Genomic DNA, 12,997 nt, shown 5'->3' with positions numbered 1-12,997 from the left:
CAGTTAGCCTTTTTGAAGTTGCATTAAAGGCAGGAAAAGCAGGAAGAGCAGGAAGTGTAGGAAGTGTAGGAAAGAACAGGGAAAGTACTATGGGCGAGAATTACATAGAGGAAATAAAATACTTTAAAGTCTTTTAATATCTTTTCCTGTTTCCTTGATCCTGCTCTTCCTTTGTTCCTGCTCTTAGTCTGTCTCCTTGATCCTGCTCTTAAGGCGAGCATCCTGGAACGGAGATCAACCTTCTTTTTTAATAGAGCATAAAACCTTCTTTTTTAATAGAGCCTACACTGAAAGAGGTTGTTTTTTTTTTCTGCTCTTATTAGGCATGTCTCTTCCTTTTTTACCTTGATATAATTGAAGTCCTACTGGCAATACCATTATTTTCCGCCCCATATTTTTCACATTTAAACCATTTAATTACAAAAAAATAAGAATTTATCTTGCAATTCAAATTTAAAAAAAGTATACTAACTTTCGTGAACTTCTAAAAGTATAACTAACTACTTAAAGGGTTAGGACCTCTTTGGACTAACTTTCCCCCGTGGTAGTTGATCATACTTTCGCAATAGGAGTCATGACAAATTATTTAAGGGGGAAATGAATATGGATACTATGGGTCGTCACGTCATTTCAGAACTATGGGGTTGTAATACAGAAAAATTAAATGATATGAAATTTATTGAGGAGACTTTTGTCGATGCTGCATTACGCTCTGGCGCAGAAGTTCGTGAAGTTGCTTTTCACAAGTTCGCTCCTCATGGCGTTAGTGGTGTCGTAATCATTTCAGAATCACACTTAACTATTCACAGTTTTCCTGAGCATGGTTATGCAAGTATTGATGTTTACACTTGCGGTGATAGAATTGATCCGAATGTAGCTGCAAACTTTATCGCTGAGGCACTAGAAGCTGATACTCGCGAAAATGTTGAGTTACCTAGAGGAATGGGTCCCATTCAAGTTAATAATGTAAAAGTTGTAAATGGTAACTAAAAAAACTGAGAGAGATGATTATTCATCTCTCTTTTTTGTACGTTAAGAAAGTACAAATTGGTAACGGAAAAAATTAACGTAGTTGCGTGGAGTAAATCGTGACAATAAACTTTAAAATAATGAATAGTGTACGTTTAAGCTGGCTTATTTAGCAATAAAATTTACTACATCAGTCTTTTTGAAATTAACTTTTGTTTATTTTGAATTTGTTATAGTATAGAGTTATAATAATACGTTTAAACAATATAGTGTGTTTGGAGTTGAACTATAACGATGAGATGTCCAACATGTAATTTTAATGGGACAAGAGTACTTGATAGTAGACCAGTAGATGAAGGGCGTTCAATTAGAAGAAGACGTGAATGTGAAGAGTGTCAACATCGTTTTACAACTTTTGAACGAGTTGAAGATAATCCTATTTTAGTTGTTAAAAAAGAGGGAGCTCGTGAGGAGTTTAGTAAAGATAAGATGTTAAGAGGGCTTATTAAGGCATGTGAAAAACGTCCTGTATCTTTATCACAGCTAGAAGAAATTATAAGTAGCATCGAAAGAGAATTGAAAAATAGCGGTACATCTGAAGTTCCTAGTGAGGTATTAGGTGAAATGGTCATGGAGCATTTATCAAAGATTGATGAAGTCGCTTATGTTCGATTTGCATCAGTGTATCGTCAATTTAAAGATATAAATGTGTTCATTGATGAATTAAAAGATTTAATTAACAAAGAGCGAGGTAAAGACGAATAAATACTTCGCTCTTTTGATACAAGAAAGGAATGTTTGAATGTCTATTGATAAGCAACATTGGATGGATGTTCTACCTGCGGATCCATATACTGTAATGGCAGCGGGCTATTTACATGATTTTCATAGACAAGTGTTGACGATGTTGTATCAACCAATAATTGGTAGCCAAGCTTTAAGTTTGTATATGACACTATGGAGTGAATGTGAGCAAACAGACCTCAATCCGAATACATTAACACATCATTCTTTAATGCTTGGAATGAAATGTAATTTAAAAATGATTTATGAACAAAGATTAATTCTTGAAGGAATTGGTTTACTGAAAGTCTATGAAGGATTTGTAGATAGTAATAAAAAGCTTCTATATGAGCTTCAATCTCCGCTAGATCCTCATTCTTTTTTCGAAGATCCTATTCTAAATATCTTTCTTTTTAAAACCATTGGGAAAACTCAATATCAACGAACTAAAAACTTTTTTAGCAGAAATGCATTTTCAAAAGAAGGATTTCGAGAAATTTCTCGTTCGTTTGATTCGGTTTTTCAAACGATTACAATAGATCAATTGCATGAAATTCAACAAAGTAATGATCTTTCTAATTCGAATGATTCTAGAATATTACAAGAAAGCCAGCCACTTAAAATTTCAGTCCAAATGGAAAATTTTGATTATGACTTGTTTTTAGAAGGACTATCTGATTCCTTTGTACCAAAACGCTCATTTACGTCAGAAGTGAGAGAAACAATTTTAAAGCTTGCTTTTTTATATGGAATAAATCCAATTCAAATGAAAACAATTGTAATGCGTTCGTTAAATGAAGAAAATAAAATCAACATTGAGACTCTTCGCCTTGAAGCAAGAGATTGGTATCAATTCCAACATCACGAAGCACTTCCTACAATTGTAGAAAAAGTTCAGCCGATTCAGCATAGGGAAATGGTAAATGATAAACCAACAACTCAAGAAGAAAAGTTAATTCAATGCTTTGAAACGATATCACCTCGTCAATACTTAAAAGAGATATCTGGTGGTGCTGAACCAAGCGAAGCAGATTTGAAAATCATCGAAGAAATTATGGTCGATCAAAAGCTTTTACCTGGTGTCGCAAATGTATTGATCGATTACGTGATGATTCGTTTAGATAAAAAGCTTTCTAGAAATTATGTTATAAAGATTGCTAGTCATTGGGCACGAAAAGGTGTGACAACTGTTAAACAAGCGATGGATCTTGCTCGTAAAGAGTTTGAAGAAACAAAACAAAGTTCAGTGGCTTCAAAAGCTCGAACTGGTAACAGACGAAATAAAGCAATCCGTACTGAAATAGTTCCGGATTGGCTTCAATCAAATGCAACAAATGAAACACAAAATACTACTCCAGATAGCAGTAGTCAAAGTAATTCTTCGATTGATGAAGAAAGAAAAAGATTAGAAAAAGAACTAGAAATGTTTAAAAATAAGAAGAAACGTTAACCGGGAGGACTAAAGTGGAACCAATTCAAAACGCATTTACTGCATTAATGAAAAATAAACAATTTCAAGATACATTTCGAAAAATGCGACAAGAAGTTCGTAGTCACCCAAAAATTGCCTCATTTTTAACTGAACATAAAAATGAAATTACTGAACAAATGATTGATAATAGCTTAGGGAAGCTTTATGAATATATTGGGCAAAGTGTAAATTGTGATGATTGTCCTGCATTTAGTGAGTGTAAGAATATGGTACAAGGGTATCATCCTCATTTGGTTATCCAAGGAAAGCGAATCGATGTTCAATATGATCGTTGTCCAAATGGGATGAAAAATGATAAACGTAAGAAACATGAATCATTAATAAAATGCTTGTATTTGCCTAAAGATGTTCTACAAGCTTCAATGTCAAATTTATCTCTAGATGATTCAGGTCGATTTGAAGCAATTTCGGCAGCGAAGCAATTTATTACAAGTTATGAAAAAGGAAAGCCGAGTCAAGGTCTTTACTTGCATGGACCTTTTGGAGTTGGAAAAACGTATATTCTTGGAGCAATCGCTAATGAGTTAGCAGAAGAAGAAGTCAATTCAATGATTGTCTATTTACCTGAATTTTTACGAGAACTTAAAAGTTCAATTAGCGAGGGAACTTTAGAAGAAAAGATAGAAGCAGTAAAAAAAGTAGAAGTTCTAATGTTAGATGATATCGGTGCAGAACAAATGTCAAGTTGGGCAAGGGATGAAATATTGGGGACTATTCTTCAATATCGAATGCTAGAAAAATTACCAACATTCTTCACTTCTAATGCTGATTTAAGTCAATTAGAACATCATTTAACTTATTCACAACGTGGTGAAGAAGAAAGAGTAAAAGCAGCTCGAGTTGTAGATCGAGTTAAATATTTAGCAAAACCAGTAAAAGTTTCTGGGTCAAATCGTAGATATACTTAAAAAATCCAAAAAATGGCGTGAAATCACAAATAACATAGTGATTTTGCGTCATTTTTTAATTATTTCCTTAATATATATAGGACTAGGTGGTGCTAGAAAGGGGGGAACAGGGTGATTGAAATTTTTTTCAATGAACCCATTGATGCAGCTTATGTCTACGAACGATTACAAAAACACTTAAAAAAGCAATCGAGACCATACTTTTTAAGAAGACACAAAATCAATACAATTTTAATCACATTTCCTCAAAACACTGAAGATTTAATAAAAAGTATTTTAGTTCCGACACTAGTACAATTTATTTTACTTCAAAAAGAAGATAAATGGATTCAATCCATTTTACATACATCTTTTTTCTATGAGGAAGACGAACAAAATCAAATCATACCGATCGCCCAATCAATTTTAAGAGGAACTAGAAGAAGTATACCAAATCAGAAAAAAATTCGTAGGAGTAAACATTTAGTTTCACACGCCATTGCAGGATATTTAAAAGACGGAGTAAGCTTTAGCTTTGATTCATTTATTACATTCCGTTTAAAAGAATATTATAAACAGCTAGCCTATGTTTGTGAAATTGCAATAGATGAATACAAATTAGAAAATGAATATCAAAACCTTATTGAAAATTTTAGGCAACAAGTACTTAAGACAGAAGCTCTTATTCCAGATGTGCATATCGTGTATGATGGTAAATTTAATGTGTATGATCATTTACTGCTTCCCATTTCAAAAGATGTACTAAAAGAATATGGAAAGTTTGTAGAAAACAGGGAATATATTGATAATGAATTAATTGTGCCTTTAACAGCAATTGCTCCTAAAAACATTCATTTATACACATCAACCGTCGATTTAGCGTTAATTGTAACATTGCAAAACATATTTCAGGAAAGAGTTCTAATACATACATTACAAGAGTTTTCACACGAAAAATTGAAATGAAAATATTGAACAAAAAAAAGCATTGTCATAAATAAGTTTCTTTGATATAATAAATTTCGTTGCGAACAAAGCAAGCGAATATTGACAACATCATGTCGCTATGTTATAGTAACGTAAGAAAAGAATACTTATTTGTTGAAGTAGAAGCACCCGCTTCTCACCTGGATGACGCGTAAAGTTGTTATCAGGTAACAGAATCATTAATTACTTTGATACTGTCAGTGTGGGTGTATTTATATACCCACACTTTTTTGTTGAGTTAGGATTGCTTCAACAAAACAAATTAAGATTATTCTTATAATACCCTGGAGGTGTTTTACTATTAGCAAAGACATGATGGTAAACGAAGGAATTCGTGCACGTGAAGTTCGTTTAATTGGTCCTAACGGAGATCAACTTGGAATCAAGACTAAACAAGAGGCTCTTGAGTTAGCTTCAAACGTTAACCTTGATCTAGTAATGGTTGCACCAACGGCAAAACCACCTGTATGTCGTATTATGGACTACGGAAAATTCCGTTTTGAGCAACAAAAGAAAGACAAGGAAAGCCGTAAAAACCAAAAAATTATTAGCATGAAAGAAGTTCGTTTAAGTCCAACGATTGAAGAACACGACTTTAACACAAAACTTCGTAATGCAATTAAGTTCTTAGAAAAAGGCGATAAAGTTAAAGCGTCTATTCGTTTCAAAGGACGCGCTATTACGCATAAGGAAATCGGACAAAGAGTACTTGATCGTTTCTCAGCTGCTTGTGCAGAGGTTGCAACTGTTGAGACACACCCAAAAATGGATGGTCGTAGTATGTTCTTAGTCTTAGCACCTAAAAACGAAAAGTAATAATTTATTTGAGGAGGAAACACGATATGCCTAAAATGAAAACTCACCGTGGTTCAGCAAAACGTTTTAAAAAGACTGGATCTGGTAAATTAAAACGTGGTCGTGCATACACTAGCCACTTATTCGCTAACAAATCTACAAAAGCAAAACGTAAATTACGTAAAGCTTCATTAGTAAGCAAAGGGGATTTCAAACGTATCCGCTTTATGCTTACAAACATGAAATAAGAACGATAACGTATTAGATAGATATCTAGGAGGGAAACAATATGCCAAGAGTTAAAGGCGGTACAGTTACACGCGCTCGTCGTAAAAAGGTTATTAAATTAGCAAAAGGTTATTACGGTTCAAAACATACATTATTCAAAGTTGCAAACCAACAAGTAATGAAATCATTAATGTATGCATACCGTGACCGTCGTCAAAAGAAACGTGATTTCCGTAAATTATGGATCACTCGTATCAACGCGGCTGCTCGTATGAACGGTCTTTCTTACAGCCGTTTAATGCACGGTTTAAAATTAGCTGGTATCGAAGTTAACCGTAAAATGTTAGCTGACCTAGCTGTTGCTGACGAAAAAGCATTTGCTGAATTAGCAAACGCTGCAAAAGCAAACTTAAAATAATTAATAAGATAAAAATCCTTAACATTAACTTGTTAAGGATTTTTTTTTTGATTTGACTGTAATTATTTAGTTATAGAACAATCACCTCACTACCCTTCCAAAGAATTCATTTCAATCTAATTAAATTCAAAAAATAATTCACATTTTTTTTCTTCTTTTAAGGAATTTAAATCATTCAATCTCCAAAAAATGTTCACTCAAAGTTTTAAAATTATACATATGTTGAAAAATTAAAGAGATATTTTTCTGTTAATTTAAAGAAGTAGTAGTTTTTGTATATTTTTCCAACTAAATGCACTTTTTTAAAACAAAAAATAGAGGAGGTAGAAATGAAGAATAAAACATATTTTTCTCTTATTCTTTCGGGGATTATTCTTGTGACTTCAATTTTTCCAACTTACGGAAGTATGATGGTGCCAAAGGTAGATGCCGCCCTTGTTCAAGATAATCCTCCTTCAAAAATTGATTTAACGAATATTTTTACTACACCGATTGGTTCAAATAGTACAGTCATTAATAATAATATTGTTCAGTTAACACCTGCACTAGAAAATCAAAAGGGGGGTATTTGGTCTACTGTAGTAAATAAAATGGATTTAACGAAGGACTTTAGTTCAAGTATGTACTTGTATTTCGGTAACCAGGGTAGCAATGCTGCGGACGGTATAGCATTCGTTATGCATAATGACCCAAGAGGGACCCATGCTCTATCTCCTAATTTTGGTTCCGGGCTAGGCGTTTATGCTGGTGAGACGAATGGTTCCTCTAAAATAACTGGCATTCAAAACAGTTTTGCCGTTGAATTTGATACATATATTAACAATAAACCTTACGATGGTTATTTTGATACGAATGTTACGAGAGGTAATCACGTTGCTTGGAGTTATCCTGGGAAAGAATCAACTTATATTGATTACAACGTGTTATTATCCTTTAGAAGAACAATGAAACATAATAATATTGATGGAAATGTAGGCGTTCAATTTCCTGGTTTATTATCAAATGATACATGGCGTAAATTTACCGTTAAATGGGATTCGAAATCTAGTTCAATTACTTATCAATTACAAGGTCTATCACCAGTAACAGTCCCAATAAATGTAATTGATGTATTTGATGCTACTTCAGTTTATTGGGGGTTCACAGGTTCAACAGGAGGAAATTATCAGATGAACCGTGTTGCTTTTGATCAAGTACCAGGATTAGTAAATGGGGATGTAAATTTAACGATTAAAAAAGAAGATAATTCTTTCCTTAATGATCAGGAACAGGTTTTAGGTGGAAAAATCTTAACTTACAATCTTAATGCTACATATTACTCTGGATTACAAGATTGGACGAATATTACTGCAAATACTACATTAGACAATAATGTAACGTATATTCCTGGTTCAATGAAGATAACAAATAAAGATGGCACTCGAGAATTAAGTGACTCTTTATGGACAGATAAATCATTAAAAGTCAATATAGGGAATATGAATACAAAAAATAATGATGTTACGATTTCGTTTAAAGTTTTGGTCAATAAAGTAAATTTAACCACTCCTATAACACAAGATGCTTATTTTTATGGGAATAATGCAAACTACTATACCTTACCAATAAATTTTGACATAATAGCAAATCAGACACCAGAAACAACGATTAGTCAATTAAGTCCTATTCATCTTTTAGTAGGTGAAGAATTATTAATAAATGGAACTTGGTATGATCCTGATGATACAACGAATACCCTTATGTATGAATTAAATGGAAGCATACTTCATTCAGAGAAACTAAATAATCCAAAATTGAATGAGACAGCACCTTGGAGTTATTTAATTACATCAGATAAGTTGAAACTAGGGGAAAATAATTTTAAAGTTACAGCAGTAGATAATAGTGGATTATCAGAAACTTCATCCATAAAGGTTATTGTTGAAAGTCCTCCAAAAGTTTCATTAAACGATGCAAATAAAGATGTTTCTATAGAGAAGGATAAAGATTTTACCATTTCGGGAACGTGGAATGATTTGGATAGTGATTCAATTAATTTATATTATTCTTTAGATAATGGAATACCAATATTATTTGCTAATAATGTGCCTAATACGGTTATTAAAGGTGATGATATACTGTATTCACACACTATTCAAGCAAGTCAACTTCCTATAGGTACTCATCAATTAACAGTTTATGGGGTAGATGATACTGATAGAAAATCAAATATAGAGAAATTAACAATAAATGTAACCGGAAACTTAACCTTTACAAATGTACCTACAAATGTAAGTTTTGAAAATATGGAAATACCAAGTGAGCCAGTCTATGCTAAAAGAAATAATGAGTGGGATATTCGAGTTAAAGATACTCGTGGTACAGGTAGTTCTTGGCGCGTTACTGCTACTTTAGGAGAAAATTTATCTGATGGTCAAGGACACTATTTAAAAGGTGCTTTAAAATTTATTGATAGAAATGGAAATAGTTCAGATATGCCAATAGGCGTTCCGGTTAACGTTTATGAGCATAATTCAGTAAACACTGAAGAAGTAACATTAAATTGGCAAGACGATAAAGGAATTTTACTAAAAATTACCCCATCTATCTTTGCAGGTAATTACAATGGTACGATTAGCTGGTGTTTAGTTGATGGACCATAAGGGCAGGAAAGGGCAGGAAAAGCAGGGGAAGCATACGAGATTTACTTAAAGGAAATCAATACTCTTTTTAGCAGAGTTAGTATATGATTCTTAAATGTTGAAAGTTTGATTATAATATAGAAACTTAAAGTCATCACTTATGAAATTTACTCATGGTGATGACTTTTTGTTTTTCTAAAAGTTATACAAATTCTTTTTTCATAATTTTAACGTTTGATTCATGACAATATTTCGTAAAACCTGATGGGAATAAAAATTCATTTTCTAATGATCGAATCATTTTTTCATCTTCTTCTTGTACTGCTATTTGTAATCTTTGTAAATAATCTCTACCTAATTTTATTCGTTTCATTATTTCATTTTTATCTGTAGCGATTTGACCGTGGCCAGGTATCAGTAGGTGATTATCAAAGTTAGATAAAAGGTTTTCTGCTTTGTTTAAAGTATCGTAATAGCTTTTCACACTATCAAATACAATTGGTAATTCAAAATCAGATAAATAATCACCTGTAATCCAAACTCCTAATTCTTCAATATAGAGAAACAATCCATCTTTCGTATGGCCAGGTGCATGGGAAAATTGTAAAGTAGTTTGACCAATCTGTATTTTTTGACCATCTTCTTTAATGATTAAATCAATACTTGGAAAGACAATTGGTTCATCGTGTTTAATATAATTATCATTATAAAATTGGCGGATTTTTTCTACTTTAATTTCTTTTTCCGGATGATTGTGTAAATTTTCGCTTCCAATCGTCTGTGCGTCCGAAAATGCGTAGTAACCAATAATATGATCAAAATCACCGTGAGTGAAATAGAGATAAACCGGACGCTCTTTTTTTATTGCCTCTATGTATCTTTTTATTTCGTTAATTTCGTTAGGTAACCAAGTAGGATCTACCACGATTATACAATCATCAGTTTCGACAACAGTTGAATTCGTTTGATATAAGGCACTTTGAAATACAGTAACATGGTCATTTTGAAATAATATCATTTTGTTGCTCCTTTATTTTTAAGAATATTTAAAAATTAAATCGATATGTAATATTGTAACAAAAAAAACCTTAATGAGCTGACCAAATTTTTAGGTTTGTCAGTATTAAGGTTTTAGGAAATATTATCTTTGAAAGAAGTTTGGTTTCACGATTGTATCTTCGTATCGATTATGAAATACATGCGTCGTTGCTGGAGACATAGGCGGGATTAGCCATTTCCAGTTTCCAGTCAATTGTCGACCGCATTCTGTTTCTTGTTTTTCAAATTGGAGAAATTGTTGTGCAGCTGAGTGATGATCAACAATACTGACACCATTTTTTTTATAAGAATATAAAACGGCAATGTTTAATTCGACTAATGCACGATCTTTCCATAGAGTACTATTTCTTTTTGTATCTAAACCAATTATGTCTGCAACTTTAGGAAGCATATTGTATCGGAATTCATCAGCTAGATTTCTAGCTCCAATTTCAGTTCCCATATACCAGCCATTAAAAGGTGCAGCACTATATGATATTCCGCCAATTTCTAGAATCATATTAGAGATCATTGGAACAGCATACCATTTTGCGTTTAATGAAGAGAAATCGAATTCTGGATGTTCAATTGGGACTTCAAGGACAATTTCATTTGGGATGGTAAAATATTTTAGCTCGTTTCCGTTTAATGAATAGACTATAGGCAAAATATCAAAGTTAGTTTGACTACTTACCCAACCAAGAGTTTCACATTCTTTCGTGAAGTTAATAGAGATTGGATCTCCAATTATTCCATCGTTAGTTTCATAGCCAGCATATCGTAGAAGTTGATGATTGTGGATTTTAAGAGAATTACTTGGTCCAAGATTTGGTTTGAAAACGGTAATCGTTGGTAAAATTTTACCTGAATTTGTAGCATATTTTATGTGATGCAAGATTTCTTGCTCAATACTTTCTTCGTCATTTATATGGCGAGCATCTAAAACATGTAGCTTATCCCAAAATAGTCTACCGATACAACGGTTGCTATTGCGCCATGCCATTTTTGCACCATGCTCTATTTCTTCATAAGTATGAGTGTAAAAACCAGTTTCTTGAATCTCAGCCTCAATATTTTTTAAACGTTCGTTAATTTGTTCAGATTTATTCAGTTCCTTATAACACTGTGAAATAAATTGAATTGCTTCTTTAAATAAAGCAGAAGTAGTTATCATGTTAATCTCCAAATCGTTTTATTCTAATAAATGGTAGCTCATTTATTATACCCCACAAATATTTAGGAGAAAATTAATATAAAGAATATATGTTTAAATCATTTATTGCTATCAAGCAATTGTAGAAATTTCCATAAGATTTTGTCAAAAGGAATTCCTAAATGTATAATGTAAATTGTACATAATCTTAAATAAAAAAAGGATGGATGAGTTTGTCTACTTTAGATGCTAAGTTACAAATGTTAAAAGAACTAACGGATGCAAACGGTGTAGCTGGATTTGAGCATGAACCTCGTGAAGTTATGAAAAAATATATTGCTCCACTTGCTGATGAGGTTGTAACTGATAATTTAGGTAGTTTAATAGCTGTTAAAACTGGTGATCCAAATGGACCAAGAATTAAAATTGCTGGACATCTTGATGAAGTTGGATTTATGGTTACGCAAATTGATGATAAGGGATTTTTACGTTTTCAAACAATAGGTGGTTGGTGGTCACAAGTAATGCTTGCACAAAGAGTGACTATTTCTACTAAAGAAGGTAATATCACTGGTATCATTGGGTCAAAGCCCCCTCATATTATGAGTGCTGAAGCAAGAAGAAAAGTTGTAGATATTAAAGATATGTTTATCGATATTGGTGCATCTAGTAAAGAAGAGGCATTAGAATTCGGTGTCCGCCCTGGTGACCAAGTAGTTCCACATTTTGAATTTCAAACGATGAAAAACGAAAAATTATTACTTGCAAAAGCATGGGATAATCGTATCGGTTGTGCTATAGCAATTGATGTTTTAGAACAATTACAAGGACAATCACATCCTAATATTGTATTCGGAGTTGGAACTGTTCAAGAAGAAGTAGGACTTCGTGGTGCAAAAACAGCTACATATAAAATTGAGCCAGATATTGGTTTTGCATTAGATGTTGGTGTTGCAGGAGACATGCCTGGTGTATCTGAAAGAGAAGCTCAAGGTAAATTAGGTAAAGGTCCACAAATTGTTTTATATGATGCTTCGATGGTGTCTCATAAAGATTTACGTGAATTTGTTGTGAATGTAGCGGATGAAATCGGAATTCCTTATCAATATGAATCAATGCCTGGTGGAGGAACTGATGCTGGTGCAATGCATTTAACGATGAAAGGTGTTCCAGCTTTGGCAATTACAATTCCAACGAGATATATTCATTCTCATTCGGGTATTCTTCACCGTGATGACTATGAAAATACAGTTAAATTACTCGTAGAAGTAATTAAACGATTAGATCGCGAGACAGTAGACCGATTGACATATAACTAAGAAAAAAACCTCAAATTTGAGGTTTTTTTTGTTTTCTAGCTTTTTCTATTCCTTACCTTTTCTCAAGTCAAATGAAGCTTCTTTTATTTTCCTGCTTCATTGAATTGAAACAAATTGTATTGTTTCTATAACTTGATTGAAATAATTTTGTCATATCTTATTGTTAAGATAAATGCACGCTTTTCAAATAAGGATACTTGGAATTAATTGAAAAAGTTAATTCTATGAGCGCTTTAAAGCTAACATAAACGATTTTTATTTGTACCAAGATATAAACTTTTTATTTTAAAATATTAAGGAGCCAAGA

12 protein-coding genes and 1 other annotated feature are annotated in these 12,997 nt (G+C 32.7%); of the genes, 10 read left to right on the top strand and 2 right to left on the bottom strand.

Annotation, left to right across the window (positions count from 1 at the left end; genetic code table 11):
- Positions 1-603 precede the first annotated feature (603 nt).
- The 9 genes from speD (at position 604) to B7R67_RS06090 (ending at position 9,201) form a co-directional block, all read left to right on the top strand.
- Positions 604-990 carry an adenosylmethionine decarboxylase gene (speD, locus tag B7R67_RS06130; RefSeq protein ID WP_088068549.1) on the top strand — a complete coding sequence of 129 codons (387 nt, stop codon included), beginning with the start codon at positions 604-606 and terminating at the stop codon, positions 988-990.
- A 273-nt stretch (positions 991-1,263) separates the two neighbouring features.
- Positions 1,264-1,734 carry a transcriptional regulator NrdR gene (nrdR, locus tag B7R67_RS06125; RefSeq protein ID WP_088068547.1) on the top strand — a complete coding sequence of 157 codons (471 nt, stop codon included), beginning with the start codon at positions 1,264-1,266 and terminating at the stop codon, positions 1,732-1,734.
- A 37-nt stretch (positions 1,735-1,771) separates the two neighbouring features.
- Complete coding sequence (locus tag B7R67_RS06120) at positions 1,772-3,202, top strand: replication initiation and membrane attachment family protein (protein WP_088068546.1); 1,431 nt, start codon at positions 1,772-1,774, stop codon at positions 3,200-3,202.
- Between the two features lie 14 nt (positions 3,203-3,216).
- Positions 3,217-4,152, top strand: a complete 936-nt coding sequence (gene dnaI / locus B7R67_RS06115) for a primosomal protein DnaI (RefSeq protein ID WP_088068544.1) — start codon at positions 3,217-3,219, stop codon at positions 4,150-4,152.
- A 111-nt stretch (positions 4,153-4,263) separates the two neighbouring features.
- Entirely contained in the window at positions 4,264-5,097 is an 834-nt protein-coding gene (gene ytxC, locus B7R67_RS06110) for a sporulation protein YtxC (RefSeq protein WP_088068542.1), read from the top strand.
- Positions 5,098-5,229: 132 nt separating this feature from the next.
- Positions 5,230-5,356 (top strand) — a sequence feature (ribosomal protein L20 leader region).
- 77 nt (positions 5,357-5,433) lie between these two features.
- Positions 5,434-5,934, top strand: coding sequence for a translation initiation factor IF-3 (gene infC / locus B7R67_RS06105; RefSeq protein ID WP_142289526.1), 501 nt, complete (start codon positions 5,434-5,436; stop codon positions 5,932-5,934).
- Positions 5,935-5,960: 26 nt separating this feature from the next.
- Positions 5,961-6,161 (top strand): 50S ribosomal protein L35, encoded by a 201-nt coding sequence (gene rpmI, locus B7R67_RS06100; RefSeq protein WP_025568429.1) that lies wholly within the window; start codon positions 5,961-5,963, stop codon positions 6,159-6,161.
- A gap of 41 nt (positions 6,162-6,202) precedes the next feature.
- Entirely contained in the window at positions 6,203-6,559 is a 357-nt protein-coding gene (gene rplT / locus B7R67_RS06095; RefSeq protein WP_025568430.1) for a 50S ribosomal protein L20, read from the top strand.
- A gap of 329 nt (positions 6,560-6,888) precedes the next feature.
- Complete coding sequence (locus B7R67_RS06090) at positions 6,889-9,201, top strand: L-type lectin-domain containing protein (protein WP_088068539.1); 2,313 nt, start codon at positions 6,889-6,891, stop codon at positions 9,199-9,201.
- Between the two features lie 181 nt (positions 9,202-9,382).
- Here B7R67_RS06090 and B7R67_RS06085 read toward each other — a convergent pair whose 3' ends face one another.
- The gene (locus tag B7R67_RS06085; RefSeq protein WP_088068537.1) at positions 9,383-10,198 is read right to left on the bottom strand and encodes an MBL fold metallo-hydrolase; all 816 of its coding nucleotides are present in this window, start codon (positions 10,196-10,198) and stop codon (positions 9,383-9,385) included.
- A gap of 123 nt (positions 10,199-10,321) precedes the next feature.
- Entirely contained in the window at positions 10,322-11,392 is a 1,071-nt protein-coding gene (locus B7R67_RS06080; RefSeq protein WP_088068536.1) for a nitric oxide synthase oxygenase, read from the bottom strand.
- A gap of 206 nt (positions 11,393-11,598) precedes the next feature.
- On the opposite strand from B7R67_RS06080, the gene B7R67_RS06075 reads away from it, so the two are divergent.
- Positions 11,599-12,690, top strand: a complete 1,092-nt coding sequence (locus B7R67_RS06075) for a M42 family metallopeptidase (protein WP_407920379.1) — start codon at positions 11,599-11,601, stop codon at positions 12,688-12,690.
- The last annotated feature ends 307 nt before the right edge of the window (positions 12,691-12,997 follow it).

Source organism: Gottfriedia luciferensis, assembly GCF_002156865.1.
GTDB classification, from domain to species: Bacteria; Bacillota; Bacilli; order Bacillales; family Bacillaceae_G; genus Gottfriedia; species Gottfriedia luciferensis.
This window is presented reverse-complemented; position numbering and strand designations above follow the sequence as displayed.